Here is a 26,844-nt window from a genome sequence, read left to right as displayed (position 1 = left end):
ATGCAGTGCATTCAGCCGTTCGTTCGTCTGTCACGCAGAACGTATTGTCTAATCAGATCATCCCCGTTGCCGCTGCGTAACAGGCAATCTGCGTCTTGTTCGGCGCATTAAATTTCTTCTGCATATTCTTCTGATGGAAGTTAACCGTATTCTCTGAAATAGAGAGAATGATGGCTATTTCCGCCGACGTCTTCCCTTCTGCGGTCCATTTCAGAATTTCACGCTCACGTTTGCTGAATTTCATTTCTGGCGGCATGACCATCTCATCTTCAAAACGCAACAGAGAGAGTAATGCCATTTGCACCAGCATTTGCAGCCTCAGTTCTATTTCTTCACTGGAAAACGGTCCTTCCTGTGCGCTAGTACGGGAAACCGACAGGAAACCAAGCGCATGATTAGGCAGCATCAGGCATTGTGTTATTCCCGTGCGTAAACCGTGGTCCTGTGCGCTGCTCCATAAATCCTGCGCATCGGCGAATAATGCGTCCGTCCAGGGCAAATGACCCTGAATGAAATTCTCCGGCTTTAACACGGGATCGATGGCGAAATAGTTCTCTGATTGATATTGCGCCTGCCACTGTTGCGGATAAGTGGTATGCACAGAAATTTTAGGTCGCGTAAATGGCACAGGATGGCGCACACAGAGTGCGTAATAATCGAATTCCAGCGCCTGAGTTTGTCGCTGAAGTTCCTGATATACCTCGTCGGCACAGGTCAATTCCTGAAACCGGAGGGAGCAATCCCGTCGCCAGGTGAAAAAGTCTGAATCCTTCATACTTACTAAAAGAAGCCTCTGAAAAGATAATCATTATTATGGTGAATATAACCTAACACATAAAACTTATTTCTAACTACAAAATATCGGCAATAGCACAATTAACTGCGCTATTGATTAAGGGTTAAACGAGCCGGGTGGAATAAAAAAACACGCTTACGGGCGTAGAACGAGAATAATTTGCTCCAGAAGAACTTTCTGGAGCAAATGAGGGCAAAAATGCTACTGCATAAGGAATTTTTCAAGGAACTGACGGGTTCGCGGCTGCTGAGGATTGGCAAACAGACTTTTCGCCGGTCCCTGCTCCACAATCCGCCCCTGATCCATAAAGATGGCTCTGTCCGCCACGTCGCGCGCAAAGCTCATCTCATGGGTAACGATAACCATGGTACGTTTTTCCTGCGCCAGCTGGCGGATGGTATTCAGCACTTCACCCACCAGTTCGGGATCGAGCGCAGAGGTCGGTTCATCAAACAGGATCACGTCAGGGCGCATCGCCAGCGCGCGTGCGATGGCCACGCGCTGCTGCTGCCCGCCCGACAGACGGCGCGGGTAGCTGGTCTCTTTCCCTGCCAGCCCAACCTTGGCGAGCAGTTCACGGGCACGTGCCGTCGCCTCCTCTTTCGGCTCACCTTTCACGATGACCGGCCCTTCAATAATATTTTCCAGTACCGTGCGGTGCGGGAAAAGATTGAAGCTCTGAAACACAAAGCCAACATGCTGACGCAGGCGGCGAATCAATCCTTTCTGCTGACTGATGGGTTTACCGGTATCGATGGTGATTTCCCCAACCCGAATGGTGCCCCCTTCCGGCTGCTCAAGCAGGTTAATACTGCGCAGCAGCGTGGTTTTTCCCGATCCGCTCGGCCCGATAATCGCCACCACTTCGCCCTGCTCGACTTCAAGATCGATCCCGTGGAGCACCGTTTGACCATGGAATTTTTTCACCAGGTTTTTGACGTCGATAGCACTCATTTTGGATCACGCTCCTGGCGGTTAAGCTGGTTTTCAAAATAGTTTTGCAGAGCAGACAACACCGTCGCCATCACCCAGTAGATCAGCGAGGCGGCCAGATACATAGTGAAAACTTCCAGGGTGCGGGAGGTAATAAGCTGAGCCTGACGGAACAGCTCCGGCACCTGAATGGTCGCCGCCAGAGAGGTATCTTTCACCAGACTGATGAAGCTGTTGCTCAGCGGTGGAAGCGCCACGCGTGCCGCCTGCGGCAGAATGGCGCGACGCAGCGTCTGCCACGGCGTCATCCCGATGCTGGCCGCCGCTTCCCACTGCCCTTTATCGATTGACGAGATTGCCGCTCGCAGGGTTTCGGAAGTGTAAGCCGCCGTATTAAGCGACAGGCCAATCATCGCTGCAGGGATGGGATCGAGCTCGATACCGAACTGCGGTAAACCGTAGTAGATCATAAAAAGCTGGGCGATAAGCGGCGTGCCGCGAAACACGGAGATATAGAAGCGCGCCAGCCAGCGTACCGGCAAGATGGGTGACATACGCATCAGGGCCAGCACAAAGCCCAGCACAAGACCGAAGAACATCCCGCCAATACTGAGCTGTAATGTAAACACCGCACCTTTCAGCAGGAACGGCAGCGAATCAATAACCAGTTGAATACTTTCTTGCATTATTATTTTTCGACCTGATTTTTAGACATGAGGATGATAAGCAAACAGCGCGGGCGCCCCGCCGGTGTGCACAAATAAAATCGGCCCTTCATCCTTAAAGCGTTTCTGCGCAATACCATCGATCAGCCCGGCCATCGCTTTGCCCGTATAGACCGGATCAAGCAGTATACCCTCGAGGCGCGCCAGCAGCTTAACCGCTTCCATCCCCTCTTCGTTAGGCGTGCCGTAGCCCGGTGCAAAATAGTCATCCCAGAGCAGAATATCGGCCTTTGCCTTCAGCTCCAGCTGTTCTGCGACCGCCTGCTGCAACGTGACCACTTTCGGTTTCTGATCCGCGACGCTGCGAGACACCGTCACGCCAATCAACTCGACCTCCGGGAGCAGCTGCTCAAGCCCTACCGCCAGCCCGGCATGGGTACCCGCGCTTCCGGAGGCAACCACCACAGACGAGAGGCTCACCGCCCCTTCGCACTGCTGGGCGATTTCCAGCGCACTTTCCACATAGCCCAGCGCACCCAGCGCATTCGAGCCGCCGACGGGAATAACGTAAGGGCGAAAGCCCTGCGCTTCCAGGCGCGTGGCCAGATCGTCAAGCTGCGCGGTTGGGTCAGTCAACGCATCGACCATTTCAACCTGCACATTGAACAGATCCAGCAGCAGACGGTTACCGTTGGTCAGATAATTTTCTGCCTTCGTACCAATCGGGTTTTCCAGCAGGGCCACGCAGTGAAGACCGAGCTTTGCCGCCACGGCCGCCGTCTGACGAACGTGGTTGGACTGAATTGCCCCGGCAGTAATAAGCGTATCCGCGCCTTCGCGCAGCGCGTCAGCCGCCAGAAACTCCAGCTTGCGCAGCTTATTGCCCCCCATCGCCATCGGCGTCACGTCATCGCGCTTAATAAAAATATCGCGTCCTAAATAATCAGAAAATCGCGGCAGATACTCCAGAGGCGTCGGCGCGCCGATAAACTCCAGACGGGGAAAGCGCGTTAAATTCTGTAGTGGCATGGGTTCTCCGGTAACTCAGACAAAATGTGATATTTTTCATTATGCACGCAGACGCGTAAGAAATAAAAAAGGCGCTTTTAAAAGCGCCTTTTTTTCACGTCAAAGACTTATTTGGTGACGTCAGCCCCGAACCACTTCTCGGACAGCGCCTTCAGGCTTCCGTCTTTTTGCATATCGGCAATGGCACCATCAATGGCTTTCACCAGATCCTCGTTACCTTTACGAACGGCCACGCCGGATTCCTGACGAGAGAACGCATCACCCGCAACCGCCAGGGTATTGTTGGTCTTCTTCACCAGATCCAGTGCAGCCAGGCGGTCAACCAGGATGGCGTCGATACGGCCCACGCGCAGATCCTGATATTTCGTCGGGTCATCATCGTAGGTGCGGATATCCACGCCCTGAACGTTCTGACGCAGCCACTCTTCGTAGTTGGTTCCCAGACCGACACCGACTTTTTTACCTTTCAGATCGGCAGCGGATTTGATGGAGCCTTCGTTACCTTTCTTCACCAGCGCCTGGATACCGGACACGGTGTACGGCGTGGAGAAGTCATACTTCTTCTTACGCTCGTCAGAAATGGTCACCTGGTTAATCACCACGTCAATACGTTTTGAATCCAGCGACGCCAGCATACCGTCCCATTTGGTCGGCTTCAGGGACGCTTTGACGCCGAGGTGTTTCGCCAGTTCTTCGGCAAATTCCACTTCAAAACCGGTTAGCTTGCCGTCATCACCCTGGAAGCTGAACGGAGGATAGGTTCCTTCCAGCCCGACCAGCAGCGTACCGCGCTCTTTTACTTTATTCAGCAGGTTTTCCGCAGCGAACGTTTTCACGCTCATGCCCGCAACCAGCGCGACGGCCATAACTCCCATCAGCGCCTGACGACCCAGAAGTGCTAATTTCATAAATACCCCGATATAGTGGAATTTTTACGTAGTGTAGAGAAATCACCTGCAACGTCAAAGGCGACTGCGCTACATCTTATTCTTTTTTAATATATATCAGAAGTTGTTCCGGCGAGCGCTTTCTGCTTCACGACACCCGGCATTTGCACCTTATATTGCGCATACTTGCGCAGCGCAATGCGGTAGTTGTTGGTGCTGGTAGCAGGCAGCCACGGTTCCAGATTCTCATCCAGATAACCGGTTTTCAGCAGATCGCGAGAGATATTGTTAACGGTCAGATGCTGCCCAAGGCGGCGCAGGCGAACGACATATTCGCGAACGGTACCGTGGCTCATCTCCGTTTGTTCAAACAGGAATTGCTTGAAGCCGATGATGTCGAAGAAGTCGCTTTGCTCTTTGCAGTGGAGATCGCCACAGAAACGGCAAAGCGCCACCCACTCTTTTTGCTCTTCGAGCCACGCGGCTTCATCCATCAACGTGTCGAGACGAGAGATCGCGATTTTATTCACGATCTCGCCGCGGCGAACCAGCGTGATACGATCGAGTAATTTGTTACAGTGGGCGCAATGCGTCTGGCTGTGTTTAAAGTCTTTCAGGTAGCGGCTTAAAGGCCGTCTTTTAGATTGCTGCACCGTCATGATAACTCCTGGTTGTCAATACGTTGTGCGGCATTTTTCGGGTGAATGAATCACCTATAACTTACCCAGCTTTGTTCGTAAGCGTTTAATGGCCTGGCTGTGCAGCTGGCTCACCCGCGACTCCCCCACCTCCAGAACAGCGCCAATCTCTTTGAGGTTGAGCTCTTCCTGGTAATAAAGGGTCAACACCAGCTGTTCGCGTTCAGGCAGAGCCTCAATCGCTTCCATTACGCGCTGGCGTAAATTCCCTTCCATTAAATGGTGTAACGGGTTTTCCTGCTGGTGTTCATCCGTCACCAGCTCGATGCTATCGCCATGCTCTTCGCGCCACTCGTCATAAGAGAAGAGTTGGCTATTATTGGTATCGAGCAACATCTGACGATACTCTTCAACAGCAATGCCAAGACGTTCCGCCACTTCAGTTTCCGTTGCGTTGCGTCCCAGTTCCTGTTCCAGCTGCCCCATCGCATGCGCCACTTCGCGCGCGTTGCGGCGAACACTGCGCGGCACCCAGTCCCGGCTGCGCAGCTCGTCCAGCATCGCACCACGAATACGCTGAACTGCGTAAGTCGTAAATGCCGTTCCTTGCAGAGCGTCGTATCGGTCAACTGCATTCAATAACCCGATACCGCCCGCCTGTAGCAGATCGTCAAGTTCCACGCTCGCCGGCAAGCGCACCTGGAGGCGCAATGCTTCGTGACGCACCAGCGGGACATAACGCTGCCACAGCGAGTGTTTATCCATTACACCTTCAGCGGTATAGAGTGAATTCACGATAAACAGCCCTGCGTTAGTTGAGTTATCGGCATGATTATCCGATTCTGCAGGGCGTTCAATTGGATGAAAAAGGGGGATAAAGTGAGGTTATTCTGAGGTTGCCCACAGCCGGGGCAACTTTTCTGGCTAAATTAACAGTTGTAACAATGAAAGATCGTCGCCCAATTTGACGCTATCTATATGTTGATGAAAGAGCTTTCCGGCTTCCTGATTATGCTGGCTCAGGGAGTGGAAACTGTAAATAACATCAATAATATTGTCTTGTTCAATTTTCCCCGCAACGATGGCCTGACCGGCAAGCAGCGATTTAAGGAAATAGAACTCAGCAACGATTAAATAAAGATTATTCAACATGCTGCGGCCGTTGTTTTGCGGGAAGGCCTGCTGCCAGAGCTTGTATTTAAAAAAGTTCTTAAACAGATGATCGTTTTCCGCCAGGTAACTGCCCGCCACATCGCGCCAGACGGACTCGATGTTTTCCATCACCTTTTCTGCCGGAACGCTGTCACCGACAGCTTCGAACTGCTGGTACAGCTGGGAGAAATAACGGTTTAAGACTGCCCCACCGCGGCTGGCCTTTTTCTTCGTAAAGAAGCTTTGAATAAGCGAAATTAATCCGAATTTAAGGCTATAGTTCTGGTTGAAGCCACTCAATTCAGCCTTGACTTTACCGCTCACCAGCTCGTTCACCAGCGAAAAATAAACCGTTTCTAGCGTGCCGATATTCTCTTCCAGGTTTTCAAGCTTTTCAGCCACCATCAGGAATTTCACCACGGCATATACTTGTTCTTCAACGCTGACGTTTTCAACGCTGAACAGGTTCTGGCAGAAGAGATTGATGACCTTAGCCTTCAAATCCATCGCTGGCGCATTATTAACGTCCTGCTGAACGCTGATGGATTCCATCATCGCCATCGACTCCCGATCGTTCAACAGCAGTCGGGTGACTTCCGGACACGAGAGGTTGAGGGATTTTTCGATTTCGGTTTTATAAACCCGGTTTGTCCGGGGAAACGACGAACAGGTCGGGCTTAAGGCCTGAGCGCCCATCGCGCCATGAATTGAGCAGAGCTTATCGGTATCCATAAACGGGCAGTTTTTACTTTCCGTATGGAAAATCACCTCACCCCAGTGGCCGTACTGTTTTTTGGTAATTTTAATTCCCGTCTTCGCCGTCTGGCGAATAGCCGCGTTTTTACTGTTGAGATAACGGTTAACGGAAGATTTATCGAACGCGATGGTCCAGCCCTGACAACAATGTTCACGGCATTCCCCACCGACACAGGAAAAATCTGCGACCAGTTTAGGCTGGGTAATAACGATCTGTTTCACGGACGGGTCCTCAAAATTCAGAGACAAAAAAACCCCGCCGAAGCGGGGTTTGATGCGTAAAATTAACGCAGCAGAGACAGAACAGTCTGTGGAACCTGGTTTGCCTGAGACAGAACAGAAGTACCAGCCTGCTGCAGGATCTGCGCGCGGGACATGTTGGAAACTTCAGTTGCGTAGTCAGCGTCCTGGATACGGGACTGAGCAGCAGACAGGTTGTTAGAGGTGTTGTTCAGGTTGTTGATTGCAGAAGTGAAGCGGTTCTGCACAGCACCCAGACCGGAACGAGCGGTATCAACTTTAGCGATAGCTTTGTCAATGGTGTCCAGATCGGTTGCTTTGATTGCTTTCAGGTCAAGACCATTCACGCCCAGAGTAGTGGAGTCAGCTTTAGCACCGCTCAGATCCAGAGTAATAGTGTCGCCATCGTTAACACCAACCTGAATCGCAACTTTACCATCACCAGCTGCGCCCGCAGTGCCAGTCAGCAGTTTAATGCCGTTGAAGTCAGTTTTGCCCGCAACACGGTCGATTTCAGCCAGACGAGCGGTAACTTCATCCTGCAGAGAGGCCAGGTCAGAAGTGCTGTTGGTGCCGTTGCTTGCCTGAACAGCCAGTTCACGAACGCGCTGCAGGTTGTTGTTGATTTCGTTCAGGGAACCTTCAGCAGTCTGCGCCATGGAGATACCGTCGTTGGCGTTACGTGCTGCCTGAGTCATACCTTTGATCTGGGAGGTCATGCGGTTTGCAATCGCCTGGCCAGCGGCATCGTCTTTCGCGCTGTTGATACGCAGACCTGAAGACAGACGCTCAATAGCAGTGCCCAGAGAAGACTGAGATTTGTTCAGGTTGTTCTGAGTAGTCAGGGACAACAGGTTAGTATTGATAACTGCCATAATTTTCTTTCCTTCAAAAATTGGGTTTTAGGTCCGGTGCCTAACACTCACAGCGTCTCTCACCGTCAACAAGGTTATCGACGGGTCCCGAAAAGACTTTAGAATCAATTTCGAAAAAATTATAACTCGATGATTATCAATGATTTTATTTTTAAAAAATCAATTAAGGTTTATCATAAGGTTATTATTTGCGCCTTTTTATTACGCGGAATACGACAAAAAAGGCACACACTTACCTGTGTTATTGACGCACTAAAAATTATCCCAAAGTGCAATCGTTTCATTTACCACGCCAGGACATGCCTATTCTTTGGATTATTTTTTTCTCACGATCGTAAACTTTTGCTATTAGAGGCCGATAAGAGTCCTGAACTACTTTCGTATTTAAGGAAAATATGCATGGCTACTATCAGTAACCTCGGGATAGGTTCTGCAGGACTCGGGGATTTATATAATCAGTTGGACGCAGCCGAAAGAACCAAGCTGAAGACGATTACTTCCCAGCAATCAACGTATAACGCACAGTTAAGCGCGTACGGCAAGCTGCAGAGTGCCATGACCTCGCTGCAGACTGCGACCGCTGCGCTGGGTAAAGCGACCACATGGAACTCAACCGCCGTAAGCAGCACCAATACGGCCTTTACGGCAACCACGACCGCAGACGCATCCGTCGGCTCTTATGTGGTTAACGTCAACCAGGTGGCAAAAGCACAGGCGCTCACGACGGGCTCCTATACCACCAACACCGAGCTGCTGGGCGATACGACCGGCACGACGCGTAAAATTACGATTACCCAGCCGGGGACAAAAACGCCTTTAGAGGTGAATCTGGCCGATGGCGATACGTCGCTTGCCGGGATCGCCAGTGCGATTAACAAAGCGAACGGCAACGTTACCGCCAGCGTAATTAAGGCAAAAGACGGCGATTACCGCCTGATGCTCTCCTCGAAAACCACCGGTATGGATGGCGAGATGACCATCAGCGTCACCGGTGACGACAAGCTGCAAAGCGCCATCGGCTACGATTCAACCGCCAAAACCGGCGCGCTGACGGTGAACACCGCTGCGCAGAATGCCATTGTCGTCGTGAACGACATCAAGATTGAGCGCCAATCGAACACCATCTCCGATGCGCTGCCGGGGATGACCTTCACCGTGAAGGCAGAAAGTAAAGCGGATGAAATGCTGGAAGTGACGCGCGCCACGGATGCGAACCAGAAAGCCGTAACGGACTGGGTAACCGCGTATAACTCACTGCAGTCCACGATTAACAGCCTGACCAAATATGTCGCGGTCGACGCAGGCGCTGGCGGTCAGTCCACCAGCAACGGCGCACTGGTTGGTGATGCAAACGTGCGCGGGATCCAGTCTCAGCTGCGCGGTCTGCTGACCGAAGTGCAGGCCGGCTCCGTTCAGATCATGGCTCAGCTGGGGATTACCCAGGATCCGGTCAAAGGCGCAGACGGTACGGTCGGTAACCTCAAAGTGGATACCGATAAGCTGAAAAAAGCGCTGACCGACAACCCGACCGCAGTACAGCAGTACTTTATCGGTGACGGAAAGAAAACCGGTCTGGCGACCCAGATGAACAACACGCTGACGACCATGCTCAGCACCAGTACCGGCAGCGCGGGCGTGATCCAGAATGCGAAAGACGGTATCAACAAAACGCTGAAAACCCTGGGCGAACGTTACGATTCTATGGAAGCCTCTATTGATGCCACCATGGCGCGTTACAAAGCTCAGTTCACCAGTCTGGACGTATTAGTCACCAAAATGACCAATACGGCCAACTACCTGACCCAACAGTTCTCACAAAAATAGTCGTCGCATTGAGGAGTGGAAATGTATAAGACCTCTGGTGTTCAATCCTATCAGCAAATAGGAGTAGAAAGCGCAGTCATGAATGCCAGTCCACACCAGCTGATTGTCATGTTGTTCGACGGGGCGCATAGCGCCCTTGTCCGCGCGCGTTTGTTCATGGAAGCCGGACAAATTCGCGAAAAAGGCGAAGCGTTATCGAAAGCCATTAACATCATCGACAACGGTTTAAAAGCAGGACTGAACATGGAGGTTGAGAGCGAGTTGTCCGGTAATCTTGCCTCCTTGTACGAATATATGGTTCGACGTTTATTACTGGCGAACGTCAGTAATGACGTAGACGCAATTGTTGAAGTCGAGGGTTTATTAAACAACATTGCGGATGCGTGGAAGCAAATCGGCCCCAATGCGTCCTCTATTTCAGGATAATTTTGATGAATAATCCCAGCGCAGCGCTTTGCCACTGGCAGGCGTTACATGCTCAGAGCATTGCTATGCTAAATCTCGCACATTCTGGTCAATGGGATGCGCTTATCGAGCAGGAAATGCATTACGTTCAACTGGTGGAAAGGATTTCGCAAACACCCATCATGTCATGCCCTCCGGCTCAGGTTGATCAAGCGCGTGCGCTGCTGGAAATGATCCTCGACAATGAGAATACGTTAAAGGCGCTGCTGAAAGTGCGGATGGACGAACTGCGTAATCTCATCGATCAAACCGGCAAACAGCAATCCATTACCTCTACCTATGGAAAGCTGTCAGGGAATATTCTTTATCCAGAAAGTGTTACCCGCGACACACAATTATGATTTCTTCATCCATACTCCAGAAGTCTGCCAAATGGCTTCTGGAGCACGGACGATGAAAAACCCCACCCTGTTACAATGCTTTCACTGGTATTACCCCGCTGGCGGTGAATTGTGGCGAGAAGTCACGGCGTTAGCCCCCAATCTGAATGAAATCGGCATCAACATGATCTGGCTGCCGCCCGCGTATAAAGGGGCTTCCGGCGGGTATTCGGTTGGTTATGACTCTTACGATCTGTTCGATCTCGGCGAGTTTGACCAGAAGGGCAGCGTCGCCACGAAATATGGCGATAAAGCGCAGCTGCTGGAGGCCATCGACGCCCTCAAAAGCAACGACATTGCCGTACTGCTGGACGTGGTGGTCAACCACAAAATGGGCGCCGATGAGAAAGAGCCTGTCCGCGTTCAGCGCGTGAATGAACAGGACCGCACGCAAATCGCTGATGAGATCGTCGAGTGTGAAGCGTGGACACGTTACACCTTCCCTGCCCGCGCCGGACAATATTCGCAGTTTATCTGGGATTACAAATGCTTCAGCGGTATCGATCATATTGAAACCCCCGATGAAGACGGGATCTTTAAAATCGTCAACGACTACACCGGCGAAGGCTGGAACGACCAGGTCGATGATGAGATGGGTAACTTCGATTACCTGATGGGCGAAAACATCGACTTTCGCAACCATGCCGTCACCGAGGAGATCAAATACTGGGCCCGCTGGGTCATGGAACAGACGCGCTGCGACGGTTTTCGTCTGGACGCCGTCAAGCATATTCCCGCCTGGTTTTACAAAGAGTGGATAGAGCACGTACAGGAGGTCGCCGAGCAGCCGTTATTTATCGTGGCGGAATACTGGTCTCACGAGGTGGACAAACTGCAGGCCTATATTGACCAGGTCGAGGGCAAAACCATGCTGTTTGATGCCCCCCTGCAGATGAAATTCCACGAAGCATCGCGTCAGGGGCGGGATTACGACATGAGTCAAATCTTCACCGGTACGCTGGTGGAGGCCGACCCGTTCCATGCAGTCACCCTTGTCGCTAACCACGACACCCAACCTTTGCAGGCGCTGGAGGCCCCGGTCGAAGCCTGGTTTAAGCCGCTGGCCTACGCGCTGATCCTGCTGCGGGAAAACGGTGTGCCGAGCGTCTTCTATCCGGATCTCTTCGGTGCCAGCTATGACGATACGGGGGGAGACGGCGAAACCTACCACATTGATATGCCGGTGATTGAGCAGCTTCACGAGCTGATCCTCGCCCGCCAGCGTTTTGCCCACGGCGTACAGACGCTGTTTTTTGACCACCCAAACTGCATCGCCTTCAGCCGCAGCGGCACAGAGGACGATCCTGGCTGCGTGGTGGTCATGTCGAACGGCGACGACGGCGAGAAAGTGATTTGCCTGGGGGAAAACTACGGCAACAAAACGTGGCGTGATTTTCTCGGCAATCGCGAAGAAACAGTCACCACAGCGGCGGATGGCGAAGGAACGTTTACCTGTAATGGGGGGAGCGTCAGCGTGTGGGTGATTGAAGATGCGTTGTAGTAATGGAAAAGGTGCGGCCTGGTCCCCTCACCCCGCCCCTCTCCCAAAGGGCTGAGGAATCCCCACAAATTGATGCGTGCCGTGAACAATCCCCTCGCCCCTTTGGGGAGAGGGTTAGGGTGAGGGGCACATACGGCGGTAGTGGTCATTCCGTTCACTTTACGTTCCTTGCTACTCTGTTACGACAGGACCAGTGAACGTGCCAGGATGGCTCAGTCGCCGCCACCCTGGCGACCCGGGCTCCCGGCGGTAAATCGCCGCTTCGCGGTACCCTCGGCTTATTCCTTTCGGCTTATCGGGGACGGGCAGAGGTAACATCCCTGTAAAGCCCGCCCTCTCGGCGCATCCATGCGCCTCGCCCCGGCCTGCAGGAAACGCCTCAGCGATTTACAGCCGGACCAGGGCGTCGCTGCAAGCCATTCATTTTCCTGAAGCAACGTTCATCGCTTCGAGTAGAGAAATTACTGGGGATTCCTCAGCCCAAAGGGAGAGGATGAAAAACACCAAAAACGGCAACGAGGTTGCCGCTTTGCGTTTACCCTTAGGGCAGCTTACTCTCCAGCGGATTCTTGCTCAGGTAATCGGCACACTCAACCGTTGGGCGGTCGACCTTTTGCAGCTCCATCCCGTCATACTCCAGCGTTGAGCCGTCGCGATCCAGCGGGTAGATATCCAGCTTACGCGTGACGTTGTAATAACTGTCTGAACGCAGCATGATCTTACCCGGCACGGCAATCACGCGCTGCCACTGGCGGCAGTCCAGCGTATCGCCCTCTTCCGTCACCACCAGCGTGGCAATCGCTTCGGGACTCACCAGGCTGCTCTGCGGCCCTTTTGACTGCCAGTATCCCGCCAGGTGTGCCGGGACGGGATGCTTAATCACGTCGTTATAATTATCGACCTGAACGCACCCGGTCAGTGCCAGCAGCGCGCCAGCAATTGCTATTTTTTTCATCATCTTTCCTGCATTCGAAGAAAAAAATATTGTGGCATTAAAGCGCTGTGGCTGCCAGCGAAGATCGACGGGGGCTTTACTAAAGCCTGCCAAACCCCATTTATACGGGGTTTTGTATGAAAGATTGATGGAGGATTAATACAGACTCGAGATAAATGCATTTACAGGTTCTGGCAACAAATCCTGTGGGTGATCGCCACCAAAGGTAGCCCACTTGCTTTTGCCGTTGATAATTGTTGATGCAACACGATTATTGGATTCAGCATTATAAATAGTGATTTTCACTTCAATCTTGTCTGGAATGCCGGACCACTCAGTTGCACGATCTTCCCAGTGCAGTATTTGTGGGACCACATAATATCCGCGACTAATTGTATGGCGGCTTTTCAGACAGGCGAGATCATCACAATCAGTTAAAACAGTTACATTATCTGAATGTCGCAAAAAGGCCGCTTTTACAGCGTCTGCCGTTGCTTTGCCAGAACCCGAATAAGTGTGTGTTTCATATACACCGTCAGTTGGCTGAGAGATCGCAACTGAGGCATCTTTCAACAGGGGCTCTGTACGCTCCTGAATATTATTTGTGCTGTATTTAGCAGAACAACCTGCCAGTAAAATTGCAGAAAAAAACACAAACAAACTTTTCACTTTTCTATCCCTGTAAAATAAAGGAGATACATCTTATCAGGCCAGTCCAGTTGAAACATATGTTTGCATCATGAAGAGGCGACAAAACTGGTGATATGCCTGAGGGAGAACAGTTCTTGAAGGCGAAATTGACCGTAGGAAACGCCTTTCCAAAATGAAATGTAATGAACTTTGCCCCGCCCATGCCCCATAACATGAATGAAATCAATAATTATCTGTAAATTTAATAAAATTAGATTACTTAAACCTGCATCCCCATCACTTCCTGATACGCCGACACCAGCTTGTTACGCACCTGGATCCCCATCTGCAAGGAAACCGAGGCTTTTTGCAAATCGGTCATCACATCATTCAGCGCCACGCCCGGCTCGCCGAGGGTGAACTTCTCCGCCTGCGTGCGGGCAGCGGTCTGGGTATCACTGATACGGTCAAGAGCGGCATGCAGTTGCCCTGCAAAGCTGATGCTCGGCTGCTGGTCTGCCACATTCTGATTACGGGCCGTCATCGCCGTTGCCTGCAACTGACTGATTACCCCTTCAATGCCCTGTATAGCCATGACTCTCCCCTGGATGGTTTTTTACGCGGTCAAGACTAACAGCTTGTCAATAAGATAATGGCGGTAAATAGCGTTAAAAAACCAGGTTATTTGACGCATAGAAAATCCGGAATCGTCAAATAATGGCAGGGCCATCAATATGGAACTTTTGTCGTGTTTGCCGACCCGGGAGTCAGTTTTGTTTCTCTACACGAATAACGTAAACCACCAGGATTTAAGAGGTGCGCAATGAGTGCTACAGCATCGACAGCGCCACAGAATAAATCACTCGAGTGGATGAACCGCCTTCGCGCGAATCCTAAAATCCCGTTGATCGTGGCAGGCGCTGCCGCAATTGCGATCCTTGTAGCGATGGTTTTATGGGCGAAAAGCCCTGATTACCGCACGCTCTACAGCAACCTTTCCGATCAGGATGGCGGCGCCATCGTCACCCAACTGACCCAGATGAACATCCCCTATCGCTTTGCCGATAACGGTGGTGCGCTTGAGGTACCGGCAGATAAGGTGCACGAGCTGCGTCTGCGTCTGGCACAGCAGGGTCTGCCGAAGGGCGGCGCGGTCGGTTTTGAACTGCTGGACCAGGAAAAATTCGGTATCAGCCAGTTCAGCGAGCAGGTTAACTACCAGCGTGCGCTGGAAGGTGAGCTGGCCCGCACCATTGAAACGTTAGGCCCGGTGAAGAGTGCCCGTGTGCACCTTGCGATGCCTAAACCTTCTTTATTTGTTCGTGAACAGAAATCTCCTTCGGCTTCCGTTACCGTAAACCTTGAACCGGGCCGCGCGCTGGACGAAGGGCAAATCAGCGCGGTGACGCATCTCGTCTCCAGCGCCGTCGCCGGCCTGCCGCCGGGTAACGTCACGCTGGTGGACCAAAGCGGACACCTGCTGACCCAGTCCAATACCGCCGGTCGTGACCTGAACGACGCGCAGCTGAAATACGCCGCCGATGTTGAAAACCGTCTCCAGCGCCGCATCGAGGCGATCCTCGGCCCGGTGGTGGGGAACAGCAACGTGCACGCGCAGGTCACCGCGCAGATTGACTTCTCTAATAAAGAACAAACCGAAGAGCAATACAGCCCGAACGGCGATGCGGCTCAGGCGGTGATGCGTTCACGTCAGATCAACTCCAGCGAGCAGGTGGGCGGGGCATACCCTGGCGGCGTGCCGGGCGCGCTCTCTAACCAACCTGCTCCGGCTAACGCGGCGCCGATTTCTACGCCACCGGCCAATCAGCAGAACGGTCAGCAAAATAATCAGCAGACCACTTCAACGACCAATAACGCCGGTCCGCGCACCAGCAGCCGTAACGAAACCACGAACTACGAAGTGGACCGGACCATTCGCCACACTAAGCTGAACGTGGGTGATATTCAGCGTCTCTCAGTGGCGGTAGTGGTGAACTACAAAACCCTGCCGGATGGCAAACCATTGCCGTTGACCGCCGAGCAGATGAAGCAGATTGAGAACCTGACCCGCGAAGCGATGGGCTACTCCGAGAAGCGCGGCGATACCCTCAACGTAGTGAACTCACCGTTCAACTCGGTTGAAGAGACCGGCGGTGAACTGCCGTTCTGGCAACAGCAGGCGTTTATCGATCAGCTGATGTCCGCCGGACGCTGGCTGCTGGTGCTGATTGTCGCGTGGCTGCTGTGGCGTAAGGGCGTTCGTCCGCAGCTCCAGCGTCGTGCTGAAGCCGAAAAAGCGGCTCGCGAACAGATCAATACGCGTCAGGAAGTGGAAGAAGCGGTTGAAGTTCGCCTCAGTAAAGATGAACAGATGCAGCAGCGCCGCGCGAACCAGCGCATGGGTGCCGAGGTGATGAGCCAGCGCATTCGCGAAATGTCAGATAACGATCCGCGCGTCGTGGCGCTGGTCATCCGCCAGTGGATGGGTAACGAACATGAGTAATACGCTTACGGGCACCGATAAAAGCGTCATCCTGCTGATGACCATTGGCGAAGACCGCGCGGCAGAGGTGTTTAAGCACCTCTCCCAGCGCGAAGTACAAATTCTCAGTGCGGCCATGGCCAACGTGCGTCAGATCTCCAACAAGCAGCTGACCGATGTGCTGTCGGAATTTGAGCAGGAAGCCGAACAGTTTGCGGCGCTCAACGTCAATGCCAACGACTACCTGCGCTCCGTGCTGGTTAAGGCGCTGGGCGAAGAGCGTGCGGCCAGCCTGCTGGAAGATATTCTGGAAACGCGCGATACCGCCAGCGGGATCGAAACGCTCAACTTTATGGAGCCGCAGAGTGCCGCCGACCTTATTCGCGACGAGCACCCGCAAATTATCGCCACTATCCTGGTTCACCTCAAACGCGGCCAGGCGGCGGATATTCTGGCCCTGTTCGAAGAGCGTCTGCGTCACGACGTGATGCTGCGTATCGCGACCTTCGGCGGCGTCCAGCCGGCCGCGCTGGCGGAGCTGACCGAAGTGCTGAACAACCTGCTCGACGGCCAGAACCTCAAGCGCAGCAAAATGGGCGGCGTGAGAACGGCGGCGGAAATCATCAACCTGATGAAAACGCAGCAGGAAGAGGCGGTCATTACGGCGGTTCGCGAATTCGACGGCGAGCTGGCACAGAAAATTATCGACGAGATGTTCCTGTTCGAAAACCTGGTCGAAGTGGACGATCGCAGCATCCAGCGCCTGCTCCAGGAAGTGGACTCCGAGTCACTGCTTATCGCCCTCAAAGGTGCCGAGCAGCCGCTGCGCGAGAAGTTCCTGCGCAACATGTCTCAGCGTGCGGCAGATATCCTGCGCGACGACCTTGCCAACCGTGGCCCGGTGCGTCTGTCTCAGGTGGAAAACGAACAGAAAGCGATCCTGCTTATTGTTCGTCGCCTGGCCGAAACCGGCGAGATGGTAATTGGCAGCGGAGACGACACCTATGTCTAATGAGCTGTCGTGGAAGCGCTGGACGCCGGACGATCTGGCCCCTCCCCTTGCCGAATTCACGCCCGCGGTGGTCTCGCCCGCAGAGCCCGACGCGGACGTCGAGCAGCCCGAGCTGAGCGAAGAGGAGCAGCAAGCGCAGATGCTGGCGCAGCTGCAAATGCAGGCGCACGAGCAGGGCTACAATGCCGGCCTGAATGAAGGTCGCCAGAAGGGTCACGATCTGGGGTACCAGGAAGGTCTGGCGAAGGGGTTAGAGCACGGCATCGATCAGGCGCGCCAGCAGCAGGCTCCGATCCATGCCCGCATGCAGCAGCTCGTCAGCGAGTTCCAGCACACGCTGGACGCGCTGGACAGCGTGATTGCCTCTCGTCTGATGCAGATGGCGCTGGAAGCCGCGCGTCAGGTTATCGGCCAGACGCCGGTGGTGGATAACACCGCGCTGATCAAACAAATTCAGGGGCTACTTCAGCAGGAGCCGCTGTTCAGCGGCAAACCGCAGCTGCGCGTCCACCCGGACGATCTGCAGCGCGTGGAAGAGAGCCTCGGCGCAACGCTTAGCCTGCACGGCTGGCGTCTGCGCGGCGACCCGTCCTTGCACCACGGCGGATGCAAAGTCTCTGCCGATGAAGGCGACCTGGATGCCAGCGTCGCCACCCGCTGGCAGGAACTGTGCCGCCTGGCGGCACCGGGAGTCGTCTGATGACCGCACGCCTCACCCGCTGGCTCACCACGCTCGACAACTTTGAGACGAAGATGGCGCAACTGCCATCTGTTCGTCGTTATGGGCGACTGACGCGCGCCACCGGTCTGGTCCTGGAGGCGACCGGCCTGCAGCTCCCGCTGGGTGCGACCTGCGTCATTGAGCGTCAGGATGGTCAGGAAACGCGTGAAGTCGAAAGCGAAGTGGTCGGGTTTAACGGCCAGCGCCTGTTCCTGATGCCGCTTGAAGAGGTGGAAGGCATTCTGCCCGGCGCGCGCGTCTACGCGAAAAACATCAGCGGCGACGGGCTGCAAAGCGGGAAACAGCTGCCGCTTGGCCCTGCCCTGCTCGGCCGAGTACTGGACGGCAGCGGGAAACCGCTGGATGGTCTGCCCGCACCGGACACCACCGAAACCGGCGCGCTGATTACCCAGCCGTTCAACCCTCTGCAGCGTACCCCTATTGAACATGTGCTGGATACCGGCGTGCGTCCGATTAACGCCCTGCTCACCGTAGGACGCGGGCAGCGTATGGGCCTGTTCGCCGGTTCCGGCGTCGGGAAATCCGTCCTGCTGGGCATGATGGCGCGCTATACCCAGGCCGACGTGATCGTTGTGGGCCTGATCGGCGAGCGTGGTCGAGAAGTAAAAGACTTTATCGAAAATATTCTGGGTGCGGAAGGCCGCGCCCGTTCGGTGGTTATCGCCGCCCCGGCGGACGTGTCGCCGCTGCTGCGTATGCAGGGTGCCGCCTACGCCACCCGTATCGCCGAAGATTTTCGTGACCGCGGCAAGCACGTGCTGCTGATCATGGACTCCCTGACCCGCTACGCGATGGCGCAGCGTGAAATCGCGCTGGCCATCGGTGAGCCACCGGCGACCAAAGGCTATCCGCCTTCGGTCTTCGCCAAACTTCCGGCGCTGGTAGAGCGTGCGGGGAACGGCATCAGCGGCGGTGGCTCTATTACGGCGTTCTATACGGTGCTGACGGAAGGCGACGATCAGCAGGACCCGATTGCCGACTCCGCGCGCGCGATACTTGACGGCCATATTGTGCTGTCGCGTCGTCTGGCTGAAGCCGGACACTACCCGGCGATTGATATTGAAGCGTCCATCAGCCGTGCGATGACGGCATTAATTACCGAGCAGCACTACGCCCGCGTGCGTAACTTCAAACAACTGCTTTCCAGCTTCCAGCGCAACCGCGATCTGGTCAGCGTAGGGGCGTACGCCAAAGGCAGCGACCCGATGCTCGACAAGGCGATTAGCCTCTGGCCGCAGCTGGAGGCATTTTTACAACAGGGCATTTTTGAGCGTGCCGACTGGGAAGATTCAATCCAGGCACTGGAGCTGATTTTCCCGCAGGTGTAACACAGGTGGAGGGCGAAGGTCATGGCGCAAAACAGCGCGTTATCAACGCTGAAAGATCTGGCTGAAAAAGAAGTTGATGATGCCGCATTGCAGCTTGGCGCAATGCGACGCGGGTGCCAGCAGGCTGAAGAGCAGTTGAAGATGTTAATCGACTATCAGCATGAATATCGCACCAACCTCAATACCGATATGACACAGGGCATTGGCAGCCAGCGCTGGATTAACTATCAGCAGTTTATCCAGACGCTGGAGAAGGCGATAGAGCAGCACCGCCAGCAGCTAAACCAGTGGACCCAGAAAGTCGATACCGCGCTGAATTTCTGGCGCGAGAAAAAACAGCGGCTGCAGGCCTGGCAAACCTTACAGGACCGGCAGATTGCAGCCTCGACCCTGGCGGAAAACCGCCTGGATCAGAAGAAAATGGATGAGTTTGCCCAGCGCGCATCAATGAGGAAACCGGAATGATCACACTGCAACAACTGCTGATGAGCGACAGCGATCTGTCAGGCAGGATGCCATCAGGGAAAGGCACCGAGGGTGCGCAAGACTTTCTCTCCCTGCTGGCGGGCGCCCTGACGGACGCAACGGGCAAGGGCAACGATGCGCCACTCACCCTGGCGGACCTGAAAGCCGCCGGCAGCAAGCTGTCAAAGGTGGCTCAGGACGCCAAAGGGGATACCACCCTGCAGGCCAAAATTGCCGACCTGCTCTCGCGCCAGGCTGCGCTGAATGGCGATGAAACGTCGCCCGTCACGTCGATTGATTCGCTGGTTACCGGGCTGGTGCCGCTGTCTAAGGGTGACGCGCTGAAAACGCTCAATGCGGCCAACGGTAAAGATGACGGTAAAGCCGAGCTGAGTGAAGAAGAGCTGGCAGGGTTAAGTGCGCTGATGGCGATGCTGCCGCACCAGCAAACTACTGCATCTCGTGCGGCGGGCAGCGATGGCGTATCTGCCACCCCGGCGCTGAGTCCAGCAACGCTTACGCAAAATGGCGCAGGGCAACCGTCCCTGAACGCGCCTGCGGGAAGCCATGATAAGGCGCAGCTTTCTGCATCCTGTCAGAGCCAGGCGAAGGATCTCGCCGCCAACGCGCCTGCCACACCGGTCGTGGCCGCAGCCGCAGAGAAGCAGGAGCTCGCCAGTTCGTCCTCCTCAGCATCCCCAACGGCTACCCTGGCGCCGATTATGTCCAGCCATGCGACCAGCCAGCCTGCCGCCACCGTTGCCACCGCGCCGGTGTTAAGCCAGCCTCTGGGTACTCACGAATGGCAGCAGTCCCTGAGCCAGCACATCACCCTGTTCACTAAGCAGGGCCAGCAGACGGCGGAGCTGCGCCTGCACCCGGAAGATCTGGGCCAGGTGCAAATCTCGCTCAAGCTGGATGATAACCAGGCTCAGCTGCAGATGGTCTCTGCGCACAGCCACGTGCGTGCGGCGCTGGAAGCGGCACTGCCCGTCCTGCGGACCTCGCTGGCGGAGAACGGCATTCAGCTTTCTCAGAGCAGCGTCAGCAGCGAGAGCTTTGCCGGACAGCAGCAGTCGTCATCCCAGCAGCATCATGCTTCACGCCCGGGCCAGCACGGCGGTTTTAATGAAGAGAGCGATGAACTCCTGCCAACCCCTGCCGCCCTGCAATCCGCGGCGCGCGGTAACAGTGCCGTAGACATCTTCGCCTAAACGCCAGAGGTAGCGTGATTATCCCCGTCTTTTCCACGCTTTGACGACGGCAGGACACGGGATAATCACCTTATTAAGCTGTACCGAAACAGGAAGCTCGTATCAGATGACAGACTCCGCTATCACCAAAAAAAGTAAGCGTTCCATCTGGATCCCGCTGCTGGTGTTGATCACGCTCGCCGCCTGCGCTACCGCGGGCTATAGTTACTGGCGTATGCAGCAGGAACCTTCAACCGCTGCGGCCAAAGCCGAACCTGCCCCACCGCCGGCGCCGGTCTTTTTCCCTCTCGACACCTTCACCGTTAACCTCGGTGATGCGGATCGTGTGCTGTATGTCGGTATTACGCTGCGCCTGAAGGACGAAGCGACCCGCGCGCGCCTGAACGATTATCTTCCGGAAGTGCGCAGCCGTCTTCTGCTGCTGTTCTCTCGTCAGGACGCTTCGGCGCTGGCTACCGACGTGGGCAAGCAAAAGCTGGTCGAGGCCATCAAACAGACGCTGGCAACTCCGCTGGTAAACGGTCAACCTAAGCAGGAAGTCACTGACGTTCTGTATACAGCCTTCATTCTGCGGTAACGACATGGGCGACAGTATTCTTTCTCAGGCAGAAATCGACGCGCTGCTTAATGGCGACAGCGATAAGAATGACGATCCGCAACCGGGTCTCACCAGCGACGATAATATTCGTCCTTACGATCCCAATACCCAGCGTCGCGTGGTACGTGAACGTCTGCAGGCGCTGGAGATCATCAACGAACGTTTTGCACGTCAGTTCCGTATGGGACTGTTTAACCTGCTGCGTCGTAGCCCGGATATCACGGTCGGAGCGATCCGCATTCAGCCGTATCATGAGTTTGCCCGCAACCTGCCGGTGCCAACCAACCTTAACCTGATTCATCTGAAGCCGCTGCGCGGCACCGGTCTGGTGGTGTTCTCGCCGAGCCTGGTGTTCATTGCGGTGGATAACCTGTTCGGCGGCGACGGGCGTTTCCCGACCAAAGTGGAAGGTCGCGAATTTACCCACACCGAGCAGCGCGTCATTAACCGTATGCTTAAGCTGGCGCTGGAATCCTACAGCGACGCGTGGAAAGCGATTAACCCGCTGGAAGTGGAGTACGTCCGTTCTGAGATGCAGGTGAAATTTACCAATATCACCACCTCCCCGAACGATATCGTCGTCAACACGCCGTTCCACGTGGAGATCGGTAACCTGACCGGTGAGTTCAACATCTGCCTGCCGTTCAGCATGATTGAACCGCTGCGCGAGCTGCTGGTTAACCCGCCGCTGGAGAACTCACGCAACGAAGATCAGAACTGGCGTGAAAACCTGGTGCGCCAGGTGCAGCACTCGCAGCTGGAGCTGGTGGCAAACTTTGCCGACATCTCGATGCGGTTATCCCAGATCCTGAAATTACAACCCGGCGACGTTTTGCCGATAGACAAACCCGACCGCATTATTGCCCACGTGGATGGTGTCCCGGTACTTACAAGCCAGTACGGCACGATTAACGGTCAGTATGCGTTACGCGTTGAGCACTTGATCAACCCGATTTTGAATTCGCTGAATGAGGAACAGCCCAAATGAGTGACATGAACAATCCGTCCGATGAAAACAGCGGAGCACTGGACGATCTGTGGGCTGACGCGTTAAACGAGCAAAAAACGACTCCGACGAAAAGCGCGGCGGACGCGGTATTCCAGCAGTTAGGCGGCGGCGACGTCAGCGGCACGCTGCAGGACATCGACCTGATTATGGACATCCCGGTTAAGCTGACCGTTGAACTGGGACGCACCCGGATGACCATTAAAGAGCTGCTGCGCCTGACGCAGGGTTCTGTTGTGGCCCTTGACGGCCTGGCCGGTGAGCCGCTTGATATTCTGATCAACGGTTATCTGATTGCTCAGGGTGAAGTGGTGGTGGTTGCCGATAAATATGGCGTGCGTATCACCGACATCATTACCCCGTCTGAACGCATGCGTCGACTGAGCCGTTAAGCATGAAAACCCAGGCAACAATATCACAACCGTCTGCCGTTCCCGGCTCCCCGCTGCTCCAGGTGAGCGGGGCGTTGCTCGGTATTATTGCCTTTATTCTTATCGCCGCCTGGCTGGCAAAGCGTTTCGGTGTGGCGGGTAAAACCGCCAGCACCCGCGGCCTGAAGGTCAGCGCCAGCACCACGCTGGGGCCACGCGAACGCGTGGTCATCGTCGATGTAGAAGATGCACGTCTGGTTCTGGGCGTGACCGCCTCAACTATCAACGTATTACATAAACTGCCGCCCGCCCCCGTCACGGTGGACGAGCGCGCACAAGCCCCTGCGGATTTTCAGTCCGTCATGAAGAGTTTGCTTAAGCGTTCCGGGAGATCCTGATGCGCCGTTTGTTATCCCTGACGCTTGCGGGCGTTGGCCTGTTTGCTCCTGCGGTTTATGCACAGCTGCCCGGACTGATCTCCACCCCTCTCGCAGGCGGCGGTCAAAGCTGGTCGCTCCCGGTTCAGACGCTGGTCTTTATCACCTCGCTGACCTTTATCCCGGCCATTCTGCTGATGATGACCAGCTTCACCCGCATCATCATTGTTTTTGGTCTGCTGCGAAACGCGCTCGGCACACCGTCCGCACCGCCAAATCAGGTTCTTCTGGGCCTGGCGCTGTTTTTGACCTTTTTCATCATGTCGCCGGTCATAGATAAGATTTATACCGACGCCTACCAGCCGTTCAGCGAAGATAAAATCTCCATGCAGGAGGCGCTGGAAAAAGGCGCTCAGCCGCTGCGGGAATTTATGCTGCGCCAGACGCGCGAAGCGGATTTAGCGCTGTTCGCCCGCCTGTCCAATACCGGCGAGCTGCAGGGGCCGGAAGCGGTGCCGATGCGCATTCTGCTGCCCGCCTATGTCACCAGCGAGCTGAAAACCGCGTTTCAGATTGGCTTTACCATCTTTATTCCGTTCCTGATTATCGACCTGGTGATCGCCAGCGTGCTGATGGCGCTCGGGATGATGATGGTGCCGCCCGCCACCATTGCCCTGCCCTTTAAGATCATGCTCTTTGTGCTGGTCGATGGCTGGCAGCTGCTGGTCAGTTCTTTGGCGCAGAGTTTCTACAGTTAAGGAACGGCAATGACACCCGAATCGGTCATGATGATGGGCACGGAAGCGATGAAAATCGCGATTGCCGTTGCCGCTCCACTCCTGCTTGTTGCGCTGGTCACCGGCCTGATTATCAGTATTTTGCAGGCCGCCACGCAGATTAACGAAATGACGTTGTCGTTTATCCCGAAAATCATCGCCGTTTTCGTGGCGATTATCGTGGCCGGGCCGTGGATGCTGAACCTGTTGCTGGACTATATGCGCAACCTGTTTACCAATCTGCCGTACATCATCGGCTGACCTGACGATGCTGCACTTCACCAGCGACCAGTGGGTTCAGTGGCTCGGCGTCTATTTCTGGCCGATGCTGCGCATTCTGGCGCTGATCTCTACCGCACCCATTCTCAGCGAGAAATCGATCCCCAAGCGTGTCAAAGTGGGGCTGGGCATTATCATCACCATTATCGTCGCTCCTTCCCTGCCTCCCGTGGATATTCCGATCTTCTCGGCGACTGCGGTGTGGGTGGCATTGCAGCAGGTGCTGATCGGCGTTGCCGTGGGCTTTACCATGCAGCTCGCCTTCGCTGCCGTGCGTACGGCCGGGGAGCTGATTGGCCTGCAGATGGGGCTATCGTTCGCCACGTTTGTCGATCCCGGCAGCCATCTCAACATGCCGGTGCTGGCGCGCATCATCGATCTGCTCGCCATGCTGCTGTTTCTGTCGCTTAACGGTCATCTGTGGCTCATCTCCATGCTGGTGGACACTTTCCATACGCTGCCGATTGGTGAGAACCCGGTCAACAGCAATGCCTTCCTCGCGCTGACCCGCGCGGCGGGGCTGATCTTCCTGAACGGCCTGATGCTGGCTCTGCCGATCATCACGCTGCTGCTCACCGTCAACCTGGCATTAGGTTTACTGAACAGAATGGCGCCGCAGCTCTCCGTGTTTGTGATTGGTTTTCCGCTGACATTGACGGTCGGAATTTTATTAATGTCATTACTGATGCCCCTTATCGCCCCCTTCTGTGAACATTTATTCGGCGAGATATTCAATCTGTTAGCGGATATTGTCAGCGAGTTACCCCGTAAATAATAGCCCTCACGGTTGATATTGTCTTTCTGAGGATATTCCTAAAATAAAACATGAAAAACATCTTCCAGGATATATCTGACGCGGTTTAAATGTTTCTAACCACCTCACAATACTTAATATTTACTTTACTTTAAGAAGATTCCTGGCAAATTATACGTAACTTTACGGGATAGTGAGTCCGCCTGAAAGTCTTTGTCATGCTCACAGGTTTATTATTTTTTTCCATCCCGTATGGCTGTTTTGAGCTCTCAGGCAGATGGTGAATTATCGTTACGCATTGAGTGAGGGTATGCCATGTCAACGATCATTATGGATTTATGCAGCTACACCCGGCTAGGGTTAACCGGGTACCTGGCAAGCAGAGGGGTAAGAAAGAGAGACATCAACGATGCACACACCGTTGAAGAACTCGCAGCCGCTTGTGACGAACTAAAACCAGGCGTGGTGTTTATTAATGAGGACTGTTTCATTCACGATCCAGCCAACAGTCAGCACATTAAGCAAATCATTAATCAGCATCCAAAAACCCTGTTTATTGTTTTTATGGCGATCGCAAATATCCATTTCGATGAGTATTTGTTGGTCCGTAAAAATTTATTGATCAGTTCTAAGTCGATTAAACCTGAGTCACTGGATGACATCCTGGGTGATTATTTGAATAAAGAAGTTAAAAATGTAGGAGCGGTTAACTTACCCACCCTTTCATTAAGCAGGACTGAATCAAGTATGCTGCGAATGTGGATGGCGGGACAAGGCACTATTCAGATCTCTGACCAGATGAATATTAAAGCGAAAACCGTTTCGTCACACAAAGGAAATATTAAAAGGAAAATTAAAACGCATAATAAGCAAGTGATCTATCACGTGGTACGTCTGACCGATAATGTGACGAACGGGATTTTCGTCAACATGCGTTAGTGGCTTAAACCCCTCTGCACCCTACCTTTGATCTCTGGCCCGGCCAGAGATTTTTGCTTCTCGCTGCGTAGTCGGGCATGCGCAACGCCACCCGACGCCGTGCTATTCCGCTTTCTCGACGAAAATACCGTCCGGATGCCCCAGTTCGTTAAAAAACCAGATGCCGAGCGGGTAGTCTTCCAGTGATACCAGGTACATTGTGCCTTCGCTAAACTCTTCAATTGCCAGTACCACACCCGGGCGGCGCGGCCCGCCGTCCGTTTTAACGGTTACCCGATCGTTGACCTTCATACATTCCTCCTCTGGTTTTGAGCCAGTGTAGAACAAAACGCAAAAACACACATCGCCGCCCGGCGTGAATGGCGTTTTTATACACAGTCTATACTTACCGTTGGACACGGTTGAATGAGGAACCCCGTAATGAAGACCGATAAAGAGTACAGCGACACCATCAAACGCGAGGTCGAGGTGGATGTCGATGCCCTGCTGGCCGCTATCAATGAGATCAGTGAGTCAGAAGTCCGTCGTTCGGACGATAATTCAGACCACGTCATTGTCAACGGAAGGGACTATCACACCTATCGCGAACTGGCGGAGGCCTTCGAGCTCGATATTCATGACTTTAGCGTGTCTGAAGCAAATCGTTAGCACGAAAAAAATCCCGGTCATGGGGATGGCCGGGATCAAAACTTGCTTATGCAAGAAGCACTTGAAAATTCGTTACACCAGGAAATCTGATGTACAAACAACACTATCCTCAACGTTTTTGTATGACAAGCATATATTCTCATGGCGA

General features: G+C 54.2%; 31 protein-coding genes and 1 pseudogene. 19 read left to right on the top strand and 13 right to left on the bottom strand.

Annotation, left to right across the window (positions count from 1 at the left end):
* Positions 1–52 precede the first annotated feature (52 nt).
* The 9 genes from sdiA to ACWKXT_RS10520 form a co-directional block, all read right to left on the bottom strand.
* A complete protein-coding gene (gene sdiA, locus ACWKXT_RS10560; RefSeq protein ID WP_080329514.1) occupies positions 53–775 on the bottom strand; it encodes a transcriptional regulator SdiA in 723 nt (240 codons plus the stop codon).
* A 222-nt stretch (positions 776–997) separates the two neighbouring features.
* Entirely contained in the window at positions 998–1,750 is a 753-nt protein-coding gene (tcyN, locus tag ACWKXT_RS10555; RefSeq protein WP_454527814.1) for an L-cystine ABC transporter ATP-binding protein TcyN, read from the bottom strand.
* The gene (gene tcyL / locus ACWKXT_RS10550; protein ID WP_028013677.1) at positions 1,747–2,415 is read right to left on the bottom strand and encodes a cystine ABC transporter permease; all 669 of its coding nucleotides are present in this window, start codon (positions 2,413–2,415) and stop codon (positions 1,747–1,749) included. Before tcyL ends, tcyN begins: the two co-directional genes overlap by 4 nt.
* Before the next feature lie 21 nt (positions 2,416–2,436).
* On the bottom strand, positions 2,437–3,423 hold the full coding sequence (dcyD, locus tag ACWKXT_RS10545; protein ID WP_454532392.1) for a D-cysteine desulfhydrase: 987 nt from the start codon (positions 3,421–3,423) through the stop codon (positions 2,437–2,439).
* Positions 3,424–3,530: 107 nt separating this feature from the next.
* Entirely contained in the window at positions 3,531–4,331 is an 801-nt protein-coding gene (gene tcyJ / locus ACWKXT_RS10540) for a cystine ABC transporter substrate-binding protein (protein ID WP_454527816.1), read from the bottom strand.
* Between the two features lie 86 nt (positions 4,332–4,417).
* Positions 4,418–4,969 carry a flagella biosynthesis regulatory protein FliZ gene (fliZ, locus tag ACWKXT_RS10535; RefSeq protein ID WP_042714100.1) on the bottom strand — a complete coding sequence of 184 codons (552 nt, stop codon included), beginning with the start codon at positions 4,967–4,969 and terminating at the stop codon, positions 4,418–4,420.
* Between the two features lie 54 nt (positions 4,970–5,023).
* Complete coding sequence (locus ACWKXT_RS10530; protein WP_014170714.1) at positions 5,024–5,743, bottom strand: RNA polymerase sigma factor FliA; 720 nt, start codon at positions 5,741–5,743, stop codon at positions 5,024–5,026.
* Positions 5,744–5,872: 129 nt separating this feature from the next.
* Positions 5,873–7,078: a flagellin lysine-N-methylase gene (gene fliB / locus ACWKXT_RS10525; protein ID WP_454527817.1), complete on the bottom strand. Its 1,206-nt coding sequence runs from the start codon at positions 7,076–7,078 to the stop codon at positions 5,873–5,875.
* A 62-nt stretch (positions 7,079–7,140) separates the two neighbouring features.
* Positions 7,141–7,971, bottom strand: a complete 831-nt coding sequence (locus ACWKXT_RS10520; RefSeq protein WP_126818452.1) for a flagellin N-terminal helical domain-containing protein — start codon at positions 7,969–7,971, stop codon at positions 7,141–7,143.
* A gap of 399 nt (positions 7,972–8,370) precedes the next feature.
* On the opposite strand from ACWKXT_RS10520, the gene fliD reads away from it, so the two are divergent.
* From fliD to amyA, 4 genes are read left to right on the top strand one after another with little or no spacing between them, the layout of a single operon-like run.
* A complete protein-coding gene (fliD, locus tag ACWKXT_RS10515; RefSeq protein WP_454527818.1) occupies positions 8,371–9,795 on the top strand; it encodes a flagellar filament capping protein FliD in 1,425 nt (474 codons plus the stop codon).
* A gap of 21 nt (positions 9,796–9,816) precedes the next feature.
* Positions 9,817–10,221 (top strand): flagellar export chaperone FliS, encoded by a 405-nt coding sequence (gene fliS / locus ACWKXT_RS10510; RefSeq protein ID WP_023312296.1) that lies wholly within the window; start codon positions 9,817–9,819, stop codon positions 10,219–10,221.
* A 5-nt stretch (positions 10,222–10,226) separates the two neighbouring features.
* A complete protein-coding gene (fliT, locus tag ACWKXT_RS10505) occupies positions 10,227–10,601 on the top strand; it encodes a flagella biosynthesis regulatory protein FliT (RefSeq protein ID WP_454532391.1) in 375 nt (124 codons plus the stop codon).
* A gap of 52 nt (positions 10,602–10,653) precedes the next feature.
* Positions 10,654–12,141 carry an alpha-amylase gene (gene amyA, locus ACWKXT_RS10500; protein WP_454532390.1) on the top strand — a complete coding sequence of 496 codons (1,488 nt, stop codon included), beginning with the start codon at positions 10,654–10,656 and terminating at the stop codon, positions 12,139–12,141.
* 541 nt (positions 12,142–12,682) lie between these two features.
* Here the strand turns inward: amyA and yedD are convergent.
* From yedD to fliE, 3 genes are all read right to left on the bottom strand, one after another.
* Positions 12,683–13,096 (bottom strand): lipoprotein YedD, encoded by a 414-nt coding sequence (gene yedD, locus ACWKXT_RS10495; protein WP_454527820.1) that lies wholly within the window; start codon positions 13,094–13,096, stop codon positions 12,683–12,685.
* A 135-nt stretch (positions 13,097–13,231) separates the two neighbouring features.
* On the bottom strand, positions 13,232–13,744 hold the full coding sequence (locus tag ACWKXT_RS10490) for a DUF4823 domain-containing protein (RefSeq protein WP_454532389.1): 513 nt from the start codon (positions 13,742–13,744) through the stop codon (positions 13,232–13,234).
* A 241-nt stretch (positions 13,745–13,985) separates the two neighbouring features.
* Complete coding sequence (fliE, locus tag ACWKXT_RS10485; protein WP_008500329.1) at positions 13,986–14,300, bottom strand: flagellar hook-basal body complex protein FliE; 315 nt, start codon at positions 14,298–14,300, stop codon at positions 13,986–13,988.
* A 228-nt stretch (positions 14,301–14,528) separates the two neighbouring features.
* Between fliE and fliF the strand changes: the two genes are divergently transcribed.
* From fliF to rcsA, 14 genes and pseudogenes are all read left to right on the top strand, one after another.
* Entirely contained in the window at positions 14,529–16,208 is a 1,680-nt protein-coding gene (gene fliF / locus ACWKXT_RS10480; RefSeq protein WP_454527822.1) for a flagellar basal-body MS-ring/collar protein FliF, read from the top strand.
* Positions 16,201–17,199, top strand: coding sequence for a flagellar motor switch protein FliG (fliG, locus tag ACWKXT_RS10475; RefSeq protein ID WP_080329526.1), 999 nt, complete (start codon positions 16,201–16,203; stop codon positions 17,197–17,199). The genes fliF and fliG overlap by 8 nt, the downstream gene beginning before the upstream one ends.
* The gene (gene fliH, locus ACWKXT_RS10470; protein ID WP_045260350.1) at positions 17,192–17,899 is read left to right on the top strand and encodes a flagellar assembly protein FliH; all 708 of its coding nucleotides are present in this window, start codon (positions 17,192–17,194) and stop codon (positions 17,897–17,899) included. The genes fliG and fliH overlap by 8 nt, the downstream gene beginning before the upstream one ends.
* Positions 17,899–19,269: a flagellar protein export ATPase FliI gene (fliI, locus tag ACWKXT_RS10465; protein ID WP_454527824.1), complete on the top strand. Its 1,371-nt coding sequence runs from the start codon at positions 17,899–17,901 to the stop codon at positions 19,267–19,269. The genes fliH and fliI overlap by 1 nt, the downstream gene beginning before the upstream one ends.
* A 21-nt stretch (positions 19,270–19,290) precedes the next feature.
* A complete protein-coding gene (gene fliJ, locus ACWKXT_RS10460; protein ID WP_006811155.1) occupies positions 19,291–19,734 on the top strand; it encodes a flagellar export protein FliJ in 444 nt (147 codons plus the stop codon).
* On the top strand, positions 19,731–20,948 hold the full coding sequence (gene fliK, locus ACWKXT_RS10455) for a flagellar hook length control protein FliK (protein ID WP_454532388.1): 1,218 nt from the start codon (positions 19,731–19,733) through the stop codon (positions 20,946–20,948). Before fliJ ends, fliK begins: the two co-directional genes overlap by 4 nt.
* A gap of 106 nt (positions 20,949–21,054) precedes the next feature.
* The gene (fliL, locus tag ACWKXT_RS10450) at positions 21,055–21,525 is read left to right on the top strand and encodes a flagellar basal body-associated protein FliL (RefSeq protein ID WP_454527826.1); all 471 of its coding nucleotides are present in this window, start codon (positions 21,055–21,057) and stop codon (positions 21,523–21,525) included.
* 4 nt (positions 21,526–21,529) lie between these two features.
* Positions 21,530–22,534 carry a flagellar motor switch protein FliM gene (gene fliM / locus ACWKXT_RS10445; protein WP_256043555.1) on the top strand — a complete coding sequence of 335 codons (1,005 nt, stop codon included), beginning with the start codon at positions 21,530–21,532 and terminating at the stop codon, positions 22,532–22,534.
* The gene (gene fliN / locus ACWKXT_RS10440; protein WP_003859592.1) at positions 22,531–22,944 is read left to right on the top strand and encodes a flagellar motor switch protein FliN; all 414 of its coding nucleotides are present in this window, start codon (positions 22,531–22,533) and stop codon (positions 22,942–22,944) included. The genes fliM and fliN overlap by 4 nt, the downstream gene beginning before the upstream one ends.
* 2 nt (positions 22,945–22,946) lie before the next feature.
* Positions 22,947–23,321 (top strand): flagellar biosynthetic protein FliO, encoded by a 375-nt coding sequence (fliO, locus tag ACWKXT_RS10435; protein WP_217478873.1) that lies wholly within the window; start codon positions 22,947–22,949, stop codon positions 23,319–23,321.
* A complete protein-coding gene (gene fliP, locus ACWKXT_RS10430; RefSeq protein ID WP_139936775.1) occupies positions 23,321–24,058 on the top strand; it encodes a flagellar type III secretion system pore protein FliP in 738 nt (245 codons plus the stop codon). The genes fliO and fliP overlap by 1 nt, the downstream gene beginning before the upstream one ends.
* Positions 24,059–24,067: 9 nt before the next feature.
* Complete coding sequence (fliQ, locus tag ACWKXT_RS10425) at positions 24,068–24,337, top strand: flagellar biosynthesis protein FliQ (RefSeq protein ID WP_008500315.1); 270 nt, start codon at positions 24,068–24,070, stop codon at positions 24,335–24,337.
* Between the two features lie 7 nt (positions 24,338–24,344).
* A pseudogene (gene fliR / locus ACWKXT_RS10420) lies at positions 24,345–25,146 on the top strand (flagellar biosynthetic protein FliR).
* Positions 25,147–25,424: 278 nt separating this feature from the next.
* On the top strand, positions 25,425–26,048 hold the full coding sequence (rcsA, locus tag ACWKXT_RS10415) for a transcriptional regulator RcsA (protein WP_013097740.1): 624 nt from the start codon (positions 25,425–25,427) through the stop codon (positions 26,046–26,048).
* A gap of 102 nt (positions 26,049–26,150) precedes the next feature.
* Here the strand turns inward: rcsA and dsrB are convergent, their stop codons facing one another.
* Positions 26,151–26,339: a protein DsrB gene (gene dsrB / locus ACWKXT_RS10410; protein WP_013097741.1), complete on the bottom strand. Its 189-nt coding sequence runs from the start codon at positions 26,337–26,339 to the stop codon at positions 26,151–26,153.
* Positions 26,340–26,468: 129 nt separating this feature from the next.
* Here dsrB and yodD point away from each other — a divergent pair, with 129 nt between their 5' ends.
* Positions 26,469–26,696, top strand: a complete 228-nt coding sequence (gene yodD / locus ACWKXT_RS10405) for a YodD family peroxide/acid resistance protein (RefSeq protein WP_080329534.1) — start codon at positions 26,469–26,471, stop codon at positions 26,694–26,696.
* Positions 26,697–26,844: the final 148 nt, after the last annotated feature.

This window comes from Enterobacter sp. UPMP701, assembly GCF_053709515.1.
This window is presented reverse-complemented; position numbering and strand designations above follow the sequence as displayed.

Excerpts from the sequence above, each read along its gene's own strand:
- fliH (WP_045260350.1), top strand. The coding sequence starts at position 17,192 with ATGTCTAATGAGCTGTCGTGGAAGCGCTGGACGCCGGACGATCTGGCC.
- fliS (WP_023312296.1), top strand. The coding sequence starts at position 9,817 with ATGTATAAGACCTCTGGTGTTCAATCCTATCAGCAAATAGGAGTAGAA.
- sdiA (WP_080329514.1), bottom strand. The coding sequence starts at position 775 with ATGAAGGATTCAGACTTTTTCACCTGGCGACGGGATTGCTCCCTCCGG.
- fliD (WP_454527818.1), top strand. The coding sequence starts at position 8,371 with ATGGCTACTATCAGTAACCTCGGGATAGGTTCTGCAGGACTCGGGGAT.
- fliN (WP_003859592.1), top strand. The coding sequence starts at position 22,531 with ATGAGTGACATGAACAATCCGTCCGATGAAAACAGCGGAGCACTGGAC.
- amyA (WP_454532390.1), top strand. The coding sequence starts at position 10,654 with ATGAAAAACCCCACCCTGTTACAATGCTTTCACTGGTATTACCCCGCT.
- fliQ (WP_008500315.1), top strand. The coding sequence starts at position 24,068 with ATGACACCCGAATCGGTCATGATGATGGGCACGGAAGCGATGAAAATC.
- fliF (WP_454527822.1), top strand. The coding sequence starts at position 14,529 with ATGAGTGCTACAGCATCGACAGCGCCACAGAATAAATCACTCGAGTGG.
- tcyJ (WP_454527816.1), bottom strand. The coding sequence starts at position 4,331 with ATGAAATTAGCACTTCTGGGTCGTCAGGCGCTGATGGGAGTTATGGCC.
- tcyN (WP_454527814.1), bottom strand. The coding sequence starts at position 1,750 with ATGAGTGCTATCGACGTCAAAAACCTGGTGAAAAAATTCCATGGTCAA.
- ACWKXT_RS10520 (WP_126818452.1), bottom strand. The coding sequence starts at position 7,971 with ATGGCAGTTATCAATACTAACCTGTTGTCCCTGACTACTCAGAACAAC.
- fliG (WP_080329526.1), top strand. The coding sequence starts at position 16,201 with ATGAGTAATACGCTTACGGGCACCGATAAAAGCGTCATCCTGCTGATG.
- fliP (WP_139936775.1), top strand. The coding sequence starts at position 23,321 with ATGCGCCGTTTGTTATCCCTGACGCTTGCGGGCGTTGGCCTGTTTGCT.
- fliO (WP_217478873.1), top strand. The coding sequence starts at position 22,947 with ATGAAAACCCAGGCAACAATATCACAACCGTCTGCCGTTCCCGGCTCC.
- fliZ (WP_042714100.1), bottom strand. The coding sequence starts at position 4,969 with ATGACGGTGCAGCAATCTAAAAGACGGCCTTTAAGCCGCTACCTGAAA.
- fliK (WP_454532388.1), top strand. The coding sequence starts at position 19,731 with ATGATCACACTGCAACAACTGCTGATGAGCGACAGCGATCTGTCAGGC.
- dsrB (WP_013097741.1), bottom strand. The coding sequence starts at position 26,339 with ATGAAGGTCAACGATCGGGTAACCGTTAAAACGGACGGCGGGCCGCGC.
- fliE (WP_008500329.1), bottom strand. The coding sequence starts at position 14,300 with ATGGCTATACAGGGCATTGAAGGGGTAATCAGTCAGTTGCAGGCAACG.
- rcsA (WP_013097740.1), top strand. The coding sequence starts at position 25,425 with ATGTCAACGATCATTATGGATTTATGCAGCTACACCCGGCTAGGGTTA.
- fliI (WP_454527824.1), top strand. The coding sequence starts at position 17,899 with ATGACCGCACGCCTCACCCGCTGGCTCACCACGCTCGACAACTTTGAG.
- yodD (WP_080329534.1), top strand. The coding sequence starts at position 26,469 with ATGAAGACCGATAAAGAGTACAGCGACACCATCAAACGCGAGGTCGAG.
- fliT (WP_454532391.1), top strand. The coding sequence starts at position 10,227 with ATGAATAATCCCAGCGCAGCGCTTTGCCACTGGCAGGCGTTACATGCT.
- fliM (WP_256043555.1), top strand. The coding sequence starts at position 21,530 with ATGGGCGACAGTATTCTTTCTCAGGCAGAAATCGACGCGCTGCTTAAT.
- yedD (WP_454527820.1), bottom strand. The coding sequence starts at position 13,096 with ATGAAAAAAATAGCAATTGCTGGCGCGCTGCTGGCACTGACCGGGTGC.
- tcyL (WP_028013677.1), bottom strand. The coding sequence starts at position 2,415 with ATGCAAGAAAGTATTCAACTGGTTATTGATTCGCTGCCGTTCCTGCTG.
- fliJ (WP_006811155.1), top strand. The coding sequence starts at position 19,291 with ATGGCGCAAAACAGCGCGTTATCAACGCTGAAAGATCTGGCTGAAAAA.
- fliL (WP_454527826.1), top strand. The coding sequence starts at position 21,055 with ATGACAGACTCCGCTATCACCAAAAAAAGTAAGCGTTCCATCTGGATC.
- dcyD (WP_454532392.1), bottom strand. The coding sequence starts at position 3,423 with ATGCCACTACAGAATTTAACGCGCTTTCCCCGTCTGGAGTTTATCGGC.